General features: G+C 50.4%; 14 protein-coding genes. 10 read left to right on the top strand and 4 right to left on the bottom strand.

What is annotated here, in order from left to right:
- Position 1: 1 nt before the first annotated feature.
- Positions 2-1,258, top strand: a complete 1,257-nt coding sequence (locus tag H8L32_RS21870; protein ID WP_186949387.1) for a YihY family inner membrane protein — start codon at positions 2-4, stop codon at positions 1,256-1,258.
- Positions 1,255-2,310: a GNAT family N-acetyltransferase gene (locus H8L32_RS21875; RefSeq protein ID WP_186949388.1), complete on the top strand. Its 1,056-nt coding sequence runs from the start codon at positions 1,255-1,257 to the stop codon at positions 2,308-2,310. Before H8L32_RS21870 ends, H8L32_RS21875 begins: the two co-directional genes overlap by 4 nt.
- Positions 2,311-2,322: 12 nt before the next feature.
- Here H8L32_RS21875 and H8L32_RS21880 read toward each other — a convergent pair whose 3' ends face one another.
- Both H8L32_RS21880 and H8L32_RS21885 read right to left on the bottom strand, forming a co-directional pair.
- Positions 2,323-3,693, bottom strand: a complete 1,371-nt coding sequence (locus H8L32_RS21880) for an undecaprenyl-phosphate glucose phosphotransferase (protein WP_222619451.1) — start codon at positions 3,691-3,693, stop codon at positions 2,323-2,325.
- Positions 3,694-3,868: 175 nt separating this feature from the next.
- Entirely contained in the window at positions 3,869-4,786 is a 918-nt protein-coding gene (locus H8L32_RS21885) for a glycosyltransferase (protein ID WP_186949390.1), read from the bottom strand.
- 318 nt (positions 4,787-5,104) lie between these two features.
- Here H8L32_RS21885 and H8L32_RS21890 point away from each other — a divergent pair, with 318 nt between their 5' ends.
- Genes H8L32_RS21890 through H8L32_RS21910 form a run of 5 tightly spaced genes read left to right on the top strand, consistent with a single transcriptional unit; the run spans position 5,105 to position 10,460 of the window.
- Positions 5,105-6,073, top strand: a complete 969-nt coding sequence (locus H8L32_RS21890) for a polysaccharide biosynthesis/export family protein (protein ID WP_186949391.1) — start codon at positions 5,105-5,107, stop codon at positions 6,071-6,073.
- Between the two features lie 8 nt (positions 6,074-6,081).
- Positions 6,082-7,521 carry a Wzz/FepE/Etk N-terminal domain-containing protein gene (locus H8L32_RS21895; protein WP_186949392.1) on the top strand — a complete coding sequence of 480 codons (1,440 nt, stop codon included), beginning with the start codon at positions 6,082-6,084 and terminating at the stop codon, positions 7,519-7,521.
- A complete protein-coding gene (locus tag H8L32_RS21900) occupies positions 7,514-8,452 on the top strand; it encodes a polysaccharide biosynthesis tyrosine autokinase (protein ID WP_186949393.1) in 939 nt (312 codons plus the stop codon). The genes H8L32_RS21895 and H8L32_RS21900 overlap by 8 nt, the downstream gene beginning before the upstream one ends.
- A gap of 5 nt (positions 8,453-8,457) precedes the next feature.
- The gene (locus H8L32_RS21905) at positions 8,458-9,414 is read left to right on the top strand and encodes a glycosyltransferase family 2 protein (RefSeq protein ID WP_186949394.1); all 957 of its coding nucleotides are present in this window, start codon (positions 8,458-8,460) and stop codon (positions 9,412-9,414) included.
- A complete protein-coding gene (locus tag H8L32_RS21910) occupies positions 9,411-10,460 on the top strand; it encodes an acyltransferase family protein (protein ID WP_186949395.1) in 1,050 nt (349 codons plus the stop codon). Before H8L32_RS21905 ends, H8L32_RS21910 begins: the two co-directional genes overlap by 4 nt.
- Here the strand turns inward: H8L32_RS21910 and H8L32_RS21915 are convergent.
- Positions 10,452-11,762 carry an O-antigen ligase family protein gene (locus tag H8L32_RS21915; protein WP_186949396.1) on the bottom strand — a complete coding sequence of 437 codons (1,311 nt, stop codon included), beginning with the start codon at positions 11,760-11,762 and terminating at the stop codon, positions 10,452-10,454. The genes H8L32_RS21910 and H8L32_RS21915 overlap by 9 nt on opposite strands.
- A gap of 172 nt (positions 11,763-11,934) precedes the next feature.
- Here H8L32_RS21915 and H8L32_RS21920 point away from each other — a divergent pair, with 172 nt between their 5' ends.
- The 3 genes from H8L32_RS21920 to H8L32_RS21930 all read left to right on the top strand — a co-directional run bounded on the left by H8L32_RS21920 (position 11,935) and on the right by H8L32_RS21930 (position 16,805).
- Complete coding sequence (locus tag H8L32_RS21920; protein ID WP_186949397.1) at positions 11,935-14,379, top strand: hypothetical protein; 2,445 nt, start codon at positions 11,935-11,937, stop codon at positions 14,377-14,379.
- 337 nt (positions 14,380-14,716) lie between these two features.
- Positions 14,717-16,015: an isocitrate lyase gene (gene aceA, locus H8L32_RS21925; RefSeq protein WP_186949398.1), complete on the top strand. Its 1,299-nt coding sequence runs from the start codon at positions 14,717-14,719 to the stop codon at positions 16,013-16,015.
- Between the two features lie 298 nt (positions 16,016-16,313).
- Entirely contained in the window at positions 16,314-16,805 is a 492-nt protein-coding gene (locus tag H8L32_RS21930; RefSeq protein ID WP_186949399.1) for a DUF6232 family protein, read from the top strand.
- A gap of 54 nt (positions 16,806-16,859) precedes the next feature.
- Here the strand turns inward: H8L32_RS21930 and H8L32_RS21935 are convergent, their stop codons facing one another.
- Positions 16,860-17,660, bottom strand: a complete 801-nt coding sequence (locus H8L32_RS21935; protein WP_186949400.1) for a WecB/TagA/CpsF family glycosyltransferase — start codon at positions 17,658-17,660, stop codon at positions 16,860-16,862.
- Positions 17,661-17,857: the final 197 nt, after the last annotated feature.

Genomic DNA, 17,857 nt, shown 5'->3' on the forward strand with positions numbered 1-17,857 from the left:
TATGCGTGGTCTGTCGTGGAAACAAATACTCAACCTGTTCAAATTCGCTCTGCAACGTCTGCAAGAAGGGCGTTTGCCGCAAGTTGCCGGTAGTCTGACCTTTACTACCGTGCTGGCACTGGTACCGATACTGACTGTTGCATTTGCCATTTTTACTGCTTTTCCCTTGTTTAATACTTTCCGTACTTCGCTGGAAGCGTATTTTATTCAAAGTCTGATGCCCAAGGGGATTTCCAACACCATTCTTGGTTACCTGACGCAATTTGCCACCAAGGCAACCCGTGTTTCTGCCATTAGTGGCGTTGCCCTGATGGTGACTGCACTTACCACCATGGCAATGATAGATAAGTCCTTTAACCAGATCTGGCAGGTCAAGCGTTCACGGCCATTTTTGCAGAGATTGCTGGTGTATTGGGCCATTGTAACGCTGGGGCCTTTGCTGGTTGGTGTTTCGCTGACATCCACGTCTTACATTTTTACGGCCACTACCGGGGTAGTAGGGTCTGTGCCTTTCATCGGCGGGGTCTTGTACACCATTGCATCGATTTCATTTACGACGGGTGCGTTTACGCTGTTGTACCTGATCGTGCCGAACCGTTCGGTAGAATGGCGTGATGCGGTCTGGGGTGGTTTGTTTGCCGGTATTGCCTTCGAGATTGCCAAGCGCATCTTTGCCAGTTTTGTGATTCAGTTTCCAACCTATACCGTGGTGTATGGGGCGTTGGCCGCAGTACCTATCTTTCTGGTCTGGATTTATGTGTCCTGGCTGATCATTTTGATTGGTGCAGTGATTGCCGCAGCCTTGCCCGTCGTGAAGTTTGAACGCTGGTGGCATGTACCTACGCCGGGTAGTGCATTTGAAGATGCGGTCTGCATCTTGAAAATGCTGGTTGATGCACGTACGGCGGATTCGGGGGCAGCCGTCAACGTGAATGCCATACGTACCGAAACCCGTCTGGGTATCGACGAAATTGAAGGTTTGCTGGAGCGCATGTCAGAAGCAGGCTGGGTGGCACGGGTGAATGCCAATACCACGACATCAAGAAGCCGTTTCTGGTTGCGCAAGAATGAAGCCGGTGCCGAATTGTGGATCTTGCTGCTCAATCCTGCCAGTCTGCATCTGTCTGATGTGTACCGCCTGTTTGTATTTGATGCCGCACGGCGCAGCAGCTTGTCGAGCCTGGTGGACCAGAGCATAGAAAACGGTTTGCGTACGACTCTGCACGATTACTTTGTGTTGGAGGAGCCTGTGCAATGAAATTCAGCCTGATTCAGACCAGCGAACTGGATCCGGAAGTGCTGCGGCAATGGATGGCGCTGCGCCATGGCAATGTGATGTATGACAGCCCGTATTACCATCCTGCATTCACCACCATAGCGGGTAACGCACGTGCAGATGCCAGGGTCTTGCTGTGCGAAGAAAATAATCACCTGATGGGCGTCTGGCCTTTTCATGCAGAGACTGCGTTTCGCGCAGTATCCATAGGTGGTTTTTTATCTGATTATCAGGGGCCGGTGCGCCTGCCTTCGCAACACTGGAAAATGACGGATGTATTGAAAACCATGCAATGCCGGCACTTTGGTTTCAACCATATGCCATCCGAATTTGCTGATTTTAAACACCATGCCTGGATAGAAAGCCAGTCTCACACCCTGGATTTGACAGGGGGCTATGAGACCTACGTGCAGCGCCTGTCAGAAAAAAGAGATGCGTCGCTGATGAAGAAGGTGGCGACCAATGAACGAAAACTGGCTAAGAAATATGGTGAATTGCGGTTTGAAATGCAAAGCAGCGATTTGGCTGATTACCAGGCTTTGCTGAAGGGTAAAAGCCAGCAGTTTGAGCGAACTGTCGGTGCGGCGCATGACATCTTCCGACTGGACTGGGTATGTCAGATGCTGGAAGAAATCCGGCTTGCCAATGAACCCGGGTTTGCCGGCATGTTGTCCACCCTGCATGCAGGCGATACGCTGATAGCCGCACATTTTGGCATGCGTTCAGAGAAGGTGCTGCATTACTGGTTTCCCTGGTATGACACGACGTATGCAGAATTTTCACCTGGCCTTGTGATTCTGGCGCAGTGTGCAAAACATGCAGCGCTACTTGGCCTGACGTCGATTGATTTGGGTAGGGGTGATCAGGCGTATAAATTGCGCTTCGCTACTGGTGCAAATGCCTTGTGTGAGGGAGCGATCAGTTCGCCAGCTCTGTTAGCCACGGCGCAAGCCGGCTTATATCACAGCAAGCAATTTTTGAAACAATCCAGCTTGGGACAGCAATTGCGCAAGTTGCGTCAGACCAAAGCCTGACGCAATTTGTTTTCAATACGCGTTTTTATCGCCAAGTACGACTTTCATCGTGCGCCAGATAATCACAATATCCAGCCAGATTGACCAGTGCTGTATGTAGTACAGGTCATAGTCGATGCGCTCTTCCATTTTTTCCAGTGTTTCTGTCTCACCACGCAAGCCGTTCACCTGCGCCCAGCCGGTGATGCCGGGTTTGATCTTATGGCGGAACATATAGCCACTGACCAGCTTGCGGTACAGTTCATTGTGTTCGATGGCATGTGGGCGCGGGCCGACCAGGCTCATTTCTCCGCGCAGCACATTAAATAATTGTGGCAGTTCATCCAGCGAAGAGCGGCGCAGGAAGCCGCCAAACGGGGTGACGCGCCGATCGCCGACTTTGGCCTGTATCACCGGTGCATCTGGCGCACTTTGGCGCATGCTGCGGAATTTATAGACATTAATGGGGCGTCCGGCAATGCCGTAGCGTTTTTGTTTGAACAGTACAGGGCCGGGCGATCCCAGTTTGACGCCTATGGCGATCATCAGCAATATCGGCGAAAGCAAAATCAGCCCAACCAGGGAACCAAACAAATCCAGTATCCGTTTCGGTAAGGCCGCCAGTCCGATGAAGGGCGTTTCGGTCGATGCCAGTACAGGGCGACCCGCGAGCTCGCGTAGTTGTATGCCAGGCATACCAAAAATCAGCGATTCGGGCACAAAGTAGGTAGACACAGTGCTGTCTTCCAGCACAGCAATAATCTCTGCCAGTTCCGGTGGTTCCCTGGTGTTCATGCCTATGAAAACAACATCGACATTCACGTGACCGGTTTCCGGGTCTACGATCCAGTCAGTAGCCTGGCTCAGATCACCCAGTCGGCTCAGATTGCTGGGCGGGCGGGATTCATTCCTGTTATCAAAAAAACCGACCACATCAATCGCTGCCAAAGGGGTTTTGCGCAGGGATTCGACCAGGTCTGCACAGGCAGAATTCGACCAGATCAGGACTGCCTTGCGACGCCTGGAGGGGTTGGAATAGTAAATTACTGCGACGCTGCGCATGAACAGGGCCGTGCAGGTGAGGCTGAAAGGAGTGACCAGCAACCAGGTCAGCATGACGGCGCGTGACAGTTGTTCCGAAGTCTTGTCAACATAGGCACTCAGCACGACGATCATGAATACCACGAACCAGCGCCCGGCGATGCTTGGGAAAACTGTCAGCAGACGTTTTTCCTGCAAGGTATTGAGCATCTGATGGCTGGAAAACACAATGACACTGGCCAGCGTGGCAATCAGCATGCGTACGCCAAAGATTTCCGGATCAGCATGTTCGGAATAAACGATGATGGCAAACAGTGTCAGGTAAATGGTTACGGCAAAGGCGATGCCGGTCAGTGCAGACAAAACCTGCGCTGGTTGTGAAGAATTTGAAGCTGATGACGCATTAACCATGGATGCCCGTGTTATCGCTAGTATTTAATCGAAGCTATGTAGCCGACGCCGTTGAAGCCGTAACATCAGGAGCAGGTAAAAAGTGCGGATGCTGCGGATGTTATGAATGTTACGGCCAGATATCGGATCAACTCTTGCGTTTGATAAACAGATTCCTGATCTGCCCAAGCTGCCAGCTATGCAGATGCTGTCGGAATTCCATGTTGTCGTAGCGCGGTGCACCCTTGATGGCAGCACCTATATAACCGGCGATGATCAGCAGGCCGCCGATCACAAAAGGTTTTTCGCGCATCCTGAACACCCCGGACGCCAATGCATAGAGCGGGTGGTAACCCATGAACCAGATGCCACGCCCCCAGCGCAGGCGGCCGCGATACACATTTTTGTCTGAAGAACCCATCAGGCGGTGGTGCATGAGTACGGCGTCGTTGTTGAAAAAACTCAGGGTTGTCCAACCCTTCATGCGTGCCGTGTGGACATCAATGCCATCCCACAGCACCTCTTCGACAAAACCACCGATTTCTTCAAACGCGACCCGACGGTAGAGTTTGAATTGCCCGGCTACATGTTCATCTATGATGTGTTCTTCGATTTTTTGCCCGTCTTCTTCACGGAAGACTTTGCCGGATACGGCGGCCAGTTTGTGGTCTTGTTCAAATTGCTGGAACATCAGTTCCAGGTAGTGTGGGCCAAATGACATATCGCCATCCAGTTTGGCGATATATTCATAGTCCTGATGCTGGATTTGCGTAATGCCAAATTTAAAGGCGGCTACGACACCACCGCCCACCTTGCGGAAACCGCGGTCAGGGCGTTGCACCAGCCGGATGAAACTGTATTTTTCTGCATATTCACGCACGATGTCTGCGGTGCCATCTTGCGAGCCGTCGTCGACAATGATCCATTCCACTGGTTTAACGGTTTGCGCTACCATGGAATCCAGCGTCAGTCTGATCAGATCTGCTTCATCGCGTACGGGCGCAATAATGACCAGCGGGACCACCCGGTCGACATTGCTTGATGATGTGGAGCTTGGCTTGTGCATAGTTTATCTTTCCAGCTTTCTTAGGGCTTGCGCAAAAACGCCCCAACTGCGCTCAGCTCCTGGTCGTACTAAAGTACTGTCGTCGTCGCTGACGTCTTGTTGGGACAATTTTGCGTAAGTCCAATTTTAAGTGAATGTTAACTTAGCTTTGAGTTGCTCACAATTCAATAAAGGTTAATTTTTGTTATTAAATGACAATATCTAATATAGCCTATATGTTGGCCCTGGCTTGAGTTTTGTTGTCCTGACAAAAATTTGCATCTATTCTTACTATTGCAATATAAAATGAAGTTCTTTATGTAAAAGCTTGAATGCATGATGCCAATTTGGTCCATTTCTTCTGATTTTCGTCAAATAACGGTCTGTCGGGTTGTCGCAGCAGTATTGGCCGTTGCCGTTGCGTTTGCCGAACCGGCGCTGGCAATTGCACAGGAAAGTGGGCCTGAGTCTGCAACAGGCCTGAAGCTGGAGAATCGCTTATTGCAGTTGCCACCGGCAGATAAAAATCCGTCAGTGATCATTTCTGCGGCAGATTTGCCGCCAGAAGCCGCCAGTGACGTCATTGGTGAGGGTGACCAGTTGTTGATCACCGTATTTGGCCAGCCCGACCTGACTGCGGATGTGACGGTAGGCGAAAGCGGTGTGATTACTTTACCCCTGGTGGGAACGGTTGAGGTGAAAGGGCGTACCGCAACGGAAATTGCAGCCGTGTTTTCCAAAAAGCTGGAACAGGGACAGTACATCAAGAATCCCAAGGTTTCCATCAAAGTAATACAGCAGCTTAGTAGAACTTTTTCTGTGCTGGGCGAAGTCTTGCGCCCCGGACGCTACCCTTTGCAGGGGCAAATCAGCATACTGGATGCATTGAGCCTGGCTGGTGGCGTGTCGCAAAAAGCCGAGAAAAACCTGCGCATATTGCGTCGTGAACCTGGCAAGCCAGCGTCGGAATTGCGTGAGTACTCATCCATCAAGCTGGAACTGGATGCGGTCAGGGTCGCCCCTGAGCTGGCACAAAAAATCCAGCCGAATGATGTGCTCTTTGTGCCGCAGATCAAGAATTTTTACGTGTATGGCGAAGTCCGCAAGCCTGGCATGTATCCGGTGGAAGACGATTTGAACGTCATGCGTGTCCTCTCTATCGGTGGTGGTGTGACCGACCGGGGGTCGGTACGGCGTATCATTATTTATCGCAAAATGCCAGGCGGTGAAGTGCGTGAGGTAGCAGCCGGTATTATGGACGGCGTGTTGCCGGGTGATGTTGTTTTTATCAACGAACGGATATTCTGAAGCGCATGATGAGAACATCCCCCAGTGAGTTGGTATTGTCCTTTGCCCAGATCGGGGCCATGCTGCGTGCGCGTCAGTTATTGATCGCATTTGTCATGGTGGTGGCGGTGGCTGGTGCGGCGGTTGCCAGCCTGTTACTACCCAAGACCTATGTGGCAAGCGCAGAAATCTTCATCGATTATCGTATGAATGACCCGATCAGTGGTCGCCAGTTTCATCCCATGCAGGATGAAAGTTATTTGCAGACCCAGTTCGATGTCATCAAAAGCGTGCAGGTTGCCGAAAGGGTGATACAGGTACTGGGTTTGCAGGCAACGCCCGAAGGCCGGAAATTTATCCTGCGTTATGGTGAGCAGCGCGGCTTGCGGGCACTGGCCGAATCCATCGTCAGGAATACCGATGTTGCTCCGCACAAGAACAGCCGTGTGATCGAGATCCAGTACTCATCCAGTGACCCCAGGCATGCCAAGGATGTTGCCAATGCGGTGGTCAAGGCTTATATCGATTTGTCGCTGGAAATGATGAACGCGCCCGCCAGGGCCAGACGTGACCAGTACAACGCACAGCTGGAATCCATGAGCCGGCAGATTGATGAATTGCAAACTAAACTCACGGCGTATCAGCAGCAATATCAGATCGTGGATGTCGACGAAAGAGCCGACCTTGAATCAAAACAGATGAATGCCCTCAGCGTGCGTCTGGTCGATGTGCAGTTGCAAAGAGTCGAGGCGCAAGCCAAGCGGCAATCACTGGAAAAACTGGTGAAGCAGGGTAATCCAGAGTCGGATATCCCTGAAATTGCCGGTATAGGGCATATTTCCGGCCTCAAGGCGGCACTGATTTCCCTTGATGCGCAAATGGCAAATGCCAAGATCACGCTTGGTGTGCGTCACCCGAAATATATTGCCATCCAGGATGAGCGTCAGGCGCTGATGGATAAACTGCAAAGAGAATCTGCCACTGCATTCGACATGCTGGGCGCCGCAGAAGGGCGTCTGTTACAGCAAGAAAAAGTCATCGAAACGGATATTGCCAGCTATCAGAAGAAAACGTTTGAAAACAAAAAACACAGGGATGTCATCAGTTCATATCAACGGCAACTTGATAGCGTACAAAAAATTTACAATGCCGCGATCCAAAAATTTGATGAATTGCTGATGACCAGTAATGTGGCGATTTCCAATGCGTCTGTCATGCAATGGGCAGAGCTGCCGGAAAAACATGCCAAGCCCTTGCTGCGTAACAACCTGGTGTTTGGTTTACTGGCAGGTATTGTATTTGGCTTTGGTTTGGCATTCTTGCTGGAATTGATGAACAGGCGCGTGCGCTGCCTGGAAGATCTGGAACGTGAATTTGATGAGCCGGTGATGGCAAAAATAGGATTTGACGAAAAATTGAGCGGTAACGATACCCAGCAGCAACAGCTTGAGCGAGGTATGCATGCGTGAAGCTGAAGCTCAAGTGCAGAATGTCTCCAAGATAGGGCGGCTGGGTGAACTGTTTTTGCAAAAAGGCTTGCTCACACCTGAGCAGATCGATCAGGTCGCACAACTGCAAAAAGAAAAAAAACTGCGCTTTGGCGACGCGGCCCTGGCACTTGGTTACCTGACTCAGGCGCAGTTGGATCAGGCTCTGGGTGAACAGTTTGGTTATTCGACCAAGAGTCTGATCAATGGCAGTGCCGCCCCTTCGCTGAAATTTTTTTACTTTCCCTTCAGCAAAGAAGCGGAAGAAATCCGGCGTCTGCGCAGTGAGCTGCTGTTGAAATTCAGCGCTCAGGAAAAAATCAAACTGGCCATGGTCAGTGCCGCCAGCGGTGACGGAAAAAGCTATATGGCAGCCAGTCTGGCCATTGCCTTGTCGCAAGTGGGTAAACGTACCTTGCTGATCGATGCTGATTTGCGTGGTGGCAGTCTGCATGAGTATTTTTCGCTGGGCAAACCTGATGGTTTGTCTTCTGTACTGGCTGGGCGTATCGGCCTGTCTGATGCGTTTATTCAACTCATGCCCAACCTGCATTTATTGCCAGCCGGGCCGCAACCACCGAATCCGCTGGAAATTTTACGCGCACCACGCATCCGTGAATTGCTGGAATCGTGCAGTGATCAGTTTGACGCCTTTGTAATTGATACCCATGCAGCATCAAAAGCATCTGATGCACAGATGGTGGCGCATCAGACTGGCAGTGTGTTGCTGTTGGCACGCACAGATCACACCTATATTGATGAATTGCGTCAGACCAAGGCCGATATGCTGGCTGCCGGTGTCGAGGTATTGGGCACAATCTACAATCAGCACGAGGATGACGGCGCATCTGGCCTGGCCCCGTTTTCATGGATGTTTCGCCTGGTATCCCGCATGTTCCGGCGTAAAAATTAAGTCTCATGACTGATCTGAGTATTTGTATCTGCACCTACAAGCGGCCAGTCCTGCTGCGTCGTTTGCTACAGGCTGTCTGGGATCAGGCGGCAGAGCACAGTGTCGAAGTCATCGTGGTTGATAATGACCCCGCACAATCTGCCTCTGCCGTGTTGGCAGAAATGGGTCAATTGTTTGCTGACAGCCTGACCGTAGTCAGTCTCGCCAATCCCAATATTTCCCTGGCACGCAATGCGGCCATTGCCGCAGCAAAAGGCGACTGGATCATCATGATCGATGATGATGAAGTACCGGTATCCACCTGGTTGCAGCAATTGTTGGCCGTACAGCTTGTGCACAATGCTGATGTGGTGTTTGCGCCGGTATTACCTGACTACGCAGACACTACGCCCGACTGGATACGTCGGGGTGGTTATTTTGACCGCCGGCGCTTGCCTACCGGCACCCGCATTGACCATCGTGATGCGCGTAGCGGCAATGTGTTGATAAGACATGTCTTGCTGCAACGATTGACAGCCAGCCAGCAGGGCGGTGTCGGCCCGTTTGACCCTGCCTTTGGTACCACCGGTGGTGAAGATACCATGCTGTTCCGACGGCTGGATGCAATGGGGGCAGTCATGGTGTGGTGTGATGAAGCACCGGCCAGTGAATATATTCCCCCAGATCGGGCAACCGCCAAATGGTTGTTGCAGCGTTCTTATCGTACCGGGCAATTATTTATCCGTACCGAACTGGCGATGCTGTCTGGCATGCAAAGACTGCGTTCGGCCATTATATTGAGTGGCCGCGCCTGCGTGCAGTTTGTACTTGCACTGTTATTCGCCTTGCTATGTCTGCCTGTCAAACCCCTCAAGACATTTGCCTGGTTGCGAATTGCAGCGTCCCAACTGGGTAAGCTCAGTTATTTTTGGGGCAAGGCTACGCATGCGTATGGCAGTCAGGCTGGGGCAGGCAAGTCATGAGTAGCCATTCCCAGCATCGCCTGCAAGCGCTCGATGGTTTGCGTGCTGTTTCCATTGCCATGGTGTTTTTCTCGCATGCTGGCTTTGGGCATATTGTGCCGGGTGGACTAGGCGTAACCATTTTCTTTTTTATCAGCGGTTTCATCATTACCAAACTCATGCTGTCGGAATGGGATACAAAAGGTGGCATTAATGTACGTCACTTTTATGTACGCAGATTGTTTCGTCTGACACCGGCCTTGTTGTTGTTTGTGGCGGTGTCGGTGACTTTGATGTCATTGGTTGGTGATGTCTGGACATGGACTGAACCGGCAGCGGTGTTTTTGTATTTTGCGAACTATTACGGTATTTATTCCACTTTCAGTGGGGAACTGATCAAGCAGCCTCTGGCCATCACTTGGTCATTGGCGGTGGAAGAACATTTTTATTTCGTATTTCCATTTCTTTTCATGATCTTTGCCGGCGCACCAAGACGTTTTTTGAGTGCCATCGTCATCATCTTGCTGATGATGCTGGCCTGGCGTAGCTATCTGGTGTATGGCATAGGTCTTGATCATCTACCGCATTACCGCATCTATACGGCGACAGATACACGTGCTGATTCGATTCTGTATGGCGTCTGCCTGTCATTGGTGATGGTTCGTTACCCGCAGCTGTTTGCTCGCCTGAATACCTGGCGTGGCTTTGCAACAGGAGCCGTTATCATGTTGATCAGCCTTGCCATCCGTGACGAAAATTTCCGGGAATCGTTGCGCTATTCGTTACAGGGCATGGCCCTGTTTTTGATGTTTGCGACATTGGTGTTTTCACGCAATTATTTCAACAGTTTCCTGGAGTGGCCACCGGTAGTGTACGTGGGCAGGATCAGCTATTCCCTGTATCTGTATCACTGGCTGGTGATAGGTGTCGTCGCCTGGTATATGCCTGAAGCTTCTACCCTGATCCGGTTGCTGGTGGTGGCGGTATTTTCCTGGTTGCTGTCGCACCTGTCTTACCGCTATATTGAGCAGCGCTTCCAGGCGATGGGGCGCAAGCTGTTAAGCTGATTGCGCTTTGGCCTGCTTTAATCTTCGGGTGGCCGAACTGACGGCAATCAGGCTGAAGATGAAAAATACGTTCTGGAATACAAAACCACGAAACAGGCTGCTTTCAGTAAAATTGGTAATCACCACGACGGTTAGCATGGCGGACCAGAATGCGGCCTGTTGACGATCAAGGCGAGCCAGGGTAACCAGAAAACCAGCCTGTGTCAGTAGCGTCAGAATGACCAGTATCAAACCAATCAGTCCTTGTTCATTCAATATATCCAGATAACCATTGTGAGATTGCAGGGGGATCCAGTGTAGCGCGTCAATCACAAATTGCGACAGGCTGTCAGGCCCCAGCCAGAATGCACCATACCCCAGACCCATGAGGTAGTGTTTGTTGATTTCCAGCCCGACCAGTTGCCAGATATCGGTACGACCAGTCAGGTCCGTGCCTTTGCCAAACAGGCCAGCAATGGGGGACGCTGCTTCTTGCCAGGTCGGCATGCGTGACTCTTGCATGAAGAAAACATAGACGGCGATGGTCAGCAGGCAAACGATGACCAGGGTAGCGCGCGTCAGCGAATACGAAGATGAAATATGGCGTTTGCGCAACAGGTGAAACATACCCGTCGTCAGCAAGGTAATAATCATGCTGGTGGAGCTTTTGCTCATGACAAGCATGAAAAAAGAAAATAACAGGCCCAAAGCCAGATTGCGTATTCCGACTTTTTCTATGCACGACTTGATTTGCCACAGCAAAATACTGAGGGCAGCGACCTGGCCCAGCTCATTCTTTTGCGACAGGGCACCGCGCCATGCGCCGCCCAGTTCGTAATCAATGCCTATGCTGGGAACGGCAATAGCCATGAAAAACGACAGTATCAGCAGGCCCGACAAGGTGTAGAGCACATAATTGACCATCAGTTGCAACGGGCGGGCGGCCAGTTGCACACTGAAACCTATCATCACCAGACCATATAGCTGTATGGCACGCTTGAAGGTGGTCGCTGATAGCGGTGACCACAGGCTGGAAGCCAGACACCAGATCAGAACCAGCGCCAGGAAAGGATTCATGGCCCGGATGTCTTTCAAGGCCTCTGGCAAGTGACGGTAAAGAATGAATGTTGCCAGAATGAACAGGCTACCCCATTGTAATTTGGTGGTGAGCGAGCCTTCCATGGTGACCGCAGATGAGCCGGTATAGTCCCATGACAGGCCATAGGGCAGCAGAGAAAAAATGACGAACAGAACGATCATCAGTTTGACGATATTTGTTTCCAGCTGGTTCAGGCTGGAGGGCAGTACAGGCAAATTTTGCATTTCTCAATACTGATGTCGTGTGTTTGTGCGATATTCTTGGAACTTATTTAAGACTCATGCAAAATCGCACCAGCTGTGTTGTGGCTCTAAAGTAAGGTCTTCATTGCCCTTGCCGGGATAATTTCCGTAAGTCCTAATTCTAATGGTTACCATGTCAGTTGCGACCCAAACTATGAAGTATTTTCAATTTCCTGTCCGCTCTCCTGCCCGTTCACCCACCCATTCACCTGTTAATGCCATACTGCTGCGTTTGCTGGTCTCTTTGCTGGCATGGTGTGTCGTTGCGGTTTCTGCCAGGGCAGGGGAATCGGCCTGGTATCCTTTTGAAGTGAATGAAGACGCTTTGTCTGGTGTCGTCGATTTTGGGGGCATGAACCATGCACTCGAAGCAGGAGACCGTCTGTACGTCAAGGGTAGTCATTTTTTTCGCCTTGGACACGACGTTAAACCAGGCACCCGTGATGATAGCCGCGTGCGCCTGTTTGGTATCAGTCTGGCCAATACAGCCAATTTCCCTGAAGAAAAGGATGCCGTCAAAATAGCCCAGCGTCTGCGCCGTCTTGGATTCAATGCGGTGCGCCTGCACCATCTGGACACCATACTCAGTGACAGTCAGGAGCAGCCGCGCGGCATTTTGACGACCGCAGCTTTCCCCAGTTTCAATGAGGCAGCCTTGCTGCGCCTGCGTGTCTTCATCAACGCCCTCAAGGCGGAAGGCCTGTATGTGAACCTGAACTTGCATGTGGGTTACCAGTTCCGGCCTGCGGTGGATCAGGTAACACCCATGACACCGGGCGAACAGATGCCCTTTGCCAGCCATCCCCTGCATTTGTTTGAGCCTCGCATGATCAGCCTGCAGGCAGAATATGTGCAGCAATTGCTGCGGCGGCTGGAATTGAAGGACGACCCAGCCCTGGCAATGATAGAGATCAACAATGAATCATCACTGTTGGGCGCGTGGCAGCGTACTCAACTCGATGGCCTGACCGGTGAATATGAACGCCAGTTGCAGCAGAACTGGCAAAAATGGGTATTGCGCCAATATGGCAGCGCCGAACAGGCATGCGCGGTCTGGGATAGCTGTTCCCTGCCCAGAAAAGGCATTATCAACGTCAAATCATCCGAAGCCAGTGTACTGGAATATGGCGAGGGCTGGTTCGCCCGCCTGCAGCGCCTGGCTAGCAGGGTAATGACCAGACTGGGGTATGCCACGCCTTCAGCATTGCAACAGCAATACCGGCCACATAAAAAGGGAAATGGACGCCGGGTGCTGGATTACGTCCGGTATCTGTCGGACATGGATATGCAATACCTGACGGTGATGCGCAAGACCATACGGCAGGAACTGGGAGACCTGGTGCCGCTGACGGGCACGCAAATGTATTTTGGCGGCGTTGCCATGGCAGATGCGCAGCAGCATATGGATTATGTCGATGAGCATTTCTACGTTGACCACTATGATTTTCCTGGCAAGCCCTGGGACAGGAACGACTGGCGTATCCGTGATGAATCAATATTGCGTGATGGCTGGCAGGCGCTGTTGCAGCGTGCCTACGTACGTGACTTGCGCAAACCTTTTGTTGTCAGCGAATTTAACCAGGCATACCCGAACCGTCAGTCGGCAGAAATTTTGCCGGTGATGAGTGCATTTGCAGCTGCGCAGGACTGGGATGGACTATTTCTCTTTCACTATATAGATGGCGACCATTGGTCGTCGGTACCTGACAGTTTCGGCCTGAGCGGGCATTCCGGGCAACTGGTAACGACAGGAATAGCCTCTGCATTATTCCGTCAATATCAGATACGCCCGCTGCCGGAGCAGGTAGCCATTAATCTGCCGCTGGAGGCGCGGCAATTGTTGGGGGCCATGCGTGACGGTGTCAGTGGTACTGGCTTCCCTGGTTATTTGCAGTCGCAATATGGGCTGGAATACAAGCATGCATTTTTCGCGCGCCTGGGCATGCGGCATGACATGCAGGCAAAATCGACGGAGCTGTCCACACCTGGTGCGCATTATGCAAAAGCCTGGATGGAAGAAGACACGCTATGGACAGCTCCGGGTGGGCAGTTGCGCTATAACCAGTCCGGCCCCTGGCTGTTTGCTGACACAACTTATGCACGCATGTTTGCCGGTACCCGGTCCAGTTTATCGGTGAACCTGGATGTCGATAAGACCTTGCCCATGTTTTCTGAAAAGGGCCGGCAGTATGGCGTCATGTTATTGACCAGTCGTGACGCACTGCCGTTGAAAAATTCTCGCCGCCTGTTACTGGTGTTGTCTGGTGCCACAGCTGCAAGCCAGCCAGGCGTCATACCGCAACGCCCCAAACAACTGGTCAATTATGATGGCCAAAAAGCCTGGTGGACGCTGGAACCGGATGCCACGACCTCAAATAAACCTTCCGGCGCACTGGATGGCAATGCACCAGTGTGGCTGGAGCGTATTCCCGTCAAACTGTTCCATGCTACCAGCAGCAAAAAAATCACAGTGTTTCCATTGGATGGAAGTGGTGCCCGCATGAAAGCACTACCGCACACCGCAATCCGGCAAAAAAATGGTGGATTCGAACTGGATTTCGATTATCCGTCGCCCTGGTATGAAATCGTACTGGAATGAAACCAGGTCAATGCATCTTAATTTGAGTCGAAAATTTGCAGTGAGAAAGTGCAATTTGAAACTTAATTTTCTTTATGTGTGGAGTTGAATTTCCGAATTTTATAATGTGAATTGCGCATTTCGTATTGTGAAATGAAACTATGTGCTTGCACAAAATATTTTTCTCATTCTAAGGAATGTTATTTCACATCGCAAAAATCATATTTTAAGTATTTGATTTTAAACGATTAAAAATTTGTTATATGTCTTATATAAGACCTTGTTGCTACGCAAAAAATACCCTATTATTTCTCTCAACGGATTCACTTTTTATTTGATTTGCCCACAGGAGAGAAACATGACAACTCGCGCACAACAAGTAGCAGAATTGCAAAAAGACTGGGATACCAATCCACGCTGGAACGGTATCAAGCGTAACTACACGGCAGAAGACGTGGTTCGTCTGCGTGGCTCCATCAGTGTTGAACATACCATCGCCAAAAACGGCGCGATCAAACTGTGGGATCTGGTTAATAACGAGCCTTTCATCAATGCCCTTGGCGCTTTGACTGGCAACCAGGCCATGCAACAGGTTAAAGCCGGCTTGAAAGCCATCTACCTGTCCGGCTGGCAAGTTGCAGGCGACGCCAACGTTGCTGGTGAAATGTATCCTGACCAATCCCTGTACCCAGCCAATTCTGTGCCACTGGTTGTCAAGCGTATCAACAACACGCTGACACGTGCTGACCAGATTCAATGGTCCGAAGGTAAAGACGACATCGACTTCTTCGCCCCTATCGTGGCAGATGCTGAAGCTGGTTTCGGCGGTGTATTGAATGCTTTTGAATTGATGAAAGCCATGATCGAAGCGGGCGCATCTGGCGTTCACTTTGAAGATCAACTGGCTTCCGTCAAAAAATGCGGCCACATGGGCGGCAAGGTATTGGTACCAACCCGTGAAGCGATTGAAAAACTGAATGCCGCACGTCTGGCTGCCGACATCATGGGCACATCCACCGTGATACTGGCCCGTACTGATGCTGAAGCAGCTGATTTGCTGACTTCTGATGTGGACCCCAACGACCAGCCTTTCTGCACAGGCGAACGTACGGTTGAAGGCTTCTACAAAACCAAACCAGGTCTGGAGCAAGCGATTTCCCGTGGCCTGGCGTATGCAGAATATGCTGACCTGATCTGGTGTGAAACCGGCAAACCTGACCTGGAATTCGCCAAGGCATTTGCTGATGCCATCCATGCCAAGTTCCCAGGCAAATTGCTGTCCTATAATTGCTCGCCATCTTTCAACTGGAAGAAAAACCTGGACGATGCCACCATCGCCAAATTCCAGAAAGAACTGGGCGCAATGGGCTACAAATTCCAGTTCATCACACTGGCTGGTTTCCATGCATTGAACTACGGCATGTTCAACCTGGCACATGGCTACGCACGTCGCCAGATGTCTGCCTTCGTTGAATTGCAGGAAGCTGAATTTGCAGCGGCAGAAAAAGGCTTTACTGCGGTTAAACATCAGCGTGAAGTTGGTACTGGTTACTTTGATGCAGTCACACAAACAATCCAGCAAGGCAAGTCTTCCACGACAGCTTTGCATGGTTCGACAGAAGACGAACAATTCTTCGATGCAAAAAAAGTGGCATAAATATCAGCATTAAAATCAGCAGTAGAGTTAGTAGCAAGTAAGCTCCCAATAAAAAAACCGCACAGATTTTTATCTGTGCGGTTTTTTTGCACTATAGGCATATCAAAAATAGAAAATTCCTGATTGAAACAGGTATAGTTGTAGAAATGAAAAGCGTAAGATATTGTAGTGAAAAAAATTCTATGAATGCCAGCTTGCCTGATCACTTGCCATTTAGTTTAAATAAGGAATAATTGATTTTTATTGTTCTTCGTCATTCAACCTCTTTCCAAAGAGGTTTAACAATTGTTGGGGTGGTATGTTTTGTTCGAAATGTGGCTCTGAAGCACAGGTAAATGCAAAGTTTTGCGACAACTGTGGAAACTCATTATCTGGTGATGTGGCTCCTGCCGCACGTACTGATGACGTGGCTGTTGAGAAAATATTTATGGACCAGCACGGTGTTTATGTGAGCGACGCAATGTTCAAGCTTGCATCGGGGAAAAGTTATCCAATTCGGAATTTGACTTCTGTAGTCGTCAGTCGTAAATCAGGTAGCATATTGCTGTTCATCATCTCATTGTTCATTACCTTGCTGGGCTTGATGTTGCTTGTTAGTTCGCCGGTAGTTGGGTTGGTAACGCTACTGTTTAGTGGCATGTCCTGGACGTTTTTCATGCAGCGCGACTGGCAGCTCAAAATTGGCGCTGGCGGCATAATTCAGGTTGCGATTGAAGATAAGAATAAGAATTATCTTGATAGTGTTGCGACAGCGATTAATGAATCCCTGGTTTATTTACAAAGAAAGTAAGCTGCTTCATTGCATTGGAATGGGCATGCAAACGAGTTCGTCGTGTCCTTTTTCTTAATTTGAATGACGCAACTCTTTTTGTATTTTTCGTTCCCGCAACAGCAAGCCGATAAAGCGCCATGCCTGCGTTGTGTAGCGTTGCCATAACCGGCGTGGCTCGCTGGCCAGGCGCCAGAACCATTCCATGCCTATCTTTTGCATCCACAGCGGTGCGCGTTTCTTTTGCCCTAGCGCAAATTCCATGGCGGCACCCACACACAATATCAGCGGTACGTTGTCGCTGGTAAATTGCTCGCGATAACGAAATGCCAGTCGCTCTTGCTTGGGCATACCCAGGCAAATGAAGAGGATATTCGGTTTTGCAGCCTGTATGCGTTGCAATGCCAGATCACTTTCCGCACCATCAGCAGTAAATTGCATCGACGGGCAAAAAATATCGACTTTCAGTCCAGGATAAGTTTTGGCAAAGGACTCCAGAAGCAGTTTTTCTTGCCCTGGCATGCCACCCAGTACAAAAATCGATAAATCTTTCTCTATGCAGCCACGGCAAAGCGAGACGAACAGATCAGCCCCGGTCACCCGTTCGGGCAAGGGCAGGGCACACATTCTGCTGGCCCAGATAATGGGCATGCCATCGGCAAAAATATAATCAGACGTTGCATACAGGGTCTTGAATGCAGGTTCATATTCCAGCTTCGTCATATGATCCACATTCGGTGTCACCACCACACGGCTAGCATGGTCACGACGACCAGCAACACCCAGCAAATGCTGGTTCGCTTCTGCAAAATGCATATTGCAGATGTTCAAGCCAAACAGCCTGGTTGTTGCAGGTTTTGTCTCAGGTGAATTCATAGCCAGACCGTAGTAAAGGGTTTGCGTGAATTATCGCATGCTTACGATGTCTGGCTGTGGTTGGTGTAATCGTGTAAGCACCTTAAGTGCTCCCAAAGGGAGACTGTATTTCCATTTGGTTTTGTTGTTTGGTCGTTATGGATAAACGCATTTTGTGTTTGGAGTTAAATAAGTAGGACTTACGCAAAACCGCCCCA

The sequence above is a fragment of the Undibacterium hunanense genome, assembly GCF_014284335.1.
Lineage (GTDB): Bacteria > Pseudomonadota > Gammaproteobacteria > Burkholderiales > Burkholderiaceae_D > Undibacterium > Undibacterium hunanense.

What these genes read in the sequence shown, in the direction of transcription:
- H8L32_RS21890 (WP_186949391.1), top strand. Translation starts at nt 5,105, where the DNA reads ATGCCAATTTGGTCCATTTCTTCTGATTTTCGTCAAATAACGGTCTGT.
- H8L32_RS21875 (WP_186949388.1), top strand. Translation starts at nt 1,255, where the DNA reads ATGAAATTCAGCCTGATTCAGACCAGCGAACTGGATCCGGAAGTGCTG.
- aceA (WP_186949398.1), top strand. Translation starts at nt 14,717, where the DNA reads ATGACAACTCGCGCACAACAAGTAGCAGAATTGCAAAAAGACTGGGAT.
- H8L32_RS21920 (WP_186949397.1), top strand. Translation starts at nt 11,935, where the DNA reads ATGAAGTATTTTCAATTTCCTGTCCGCTCTCCTGCCCGTTCACCCACC.
- H8L32_RS21885 (WP_186949390.1), bottom strand. Translation starts at nt 4,786, where the DNA reads ATGCACAAGCCAAGCTCCACATCATCAAGCAATGTCGACCGGGTGGTC.
- H8L32_RS21935 (WP_186949400.1), bottom strand. Translation starts at nt 17,660, where the DNA reads ATGAATTCACCTGAGACAAAACCTGCAACAACCAGGCTGTTTGGCTTG.
- H8L32_RS21905 (WP_186949394.1), top strand. Translation starts at nt 8,458, where the DNA reads ATGACTGATCTGAGTATTTGTATCTGCACCTACAAGCGGCCAGTCCTG.
- H8L32_RS21915 (WP_186949396.1), bottom strand. Translation starts at nt 11,762, where the DNA reads ATGCAAAATTTGCCTGTACTGCCCTCCAGCCTGAACCAGCTGGAAACA.
- H8L32_RS21930 (WP_186949399.1), top strand. Translation starts at nt 16,314, where the DNA reads ATGTTTTGTTCGAAATGTGGCTCTGAAGCACAGGTAAATGCAAAGTTT.
- H8L32_RS21870 (WP_186949387.1), top strand. Translation starts at nt 2, where the DNA reads ATGCGTGGTCTGTCGTGGAAACAAATACTCAACCTGTTCAAATTCGCT.
- H8L32_RS21900 (WP_186949393.1), top strand. Translation starts at nt 7,514, where the DNA reads ATGCGTGAAGCTGAAGCTCAAGTGCAGAATGTCTCCAAGATAGGGCGG.
- H8L32_RS21910 (WP_186949395.1), top strand. Translation starts at nt 9,411, where the DNA reads ATGAGTAGCCATTCCCAGCATCGCCTGCAAGCGCTCGATGGTTTGCGT.
- H8L32_RS21895 (WP_186949392.1), top strand. Translation starts at nt 6,082, where the DNA reads ATGAGAACATCCCCCAGTGAGTTGGTATTGTCCTTTGCCCAGATCGGG.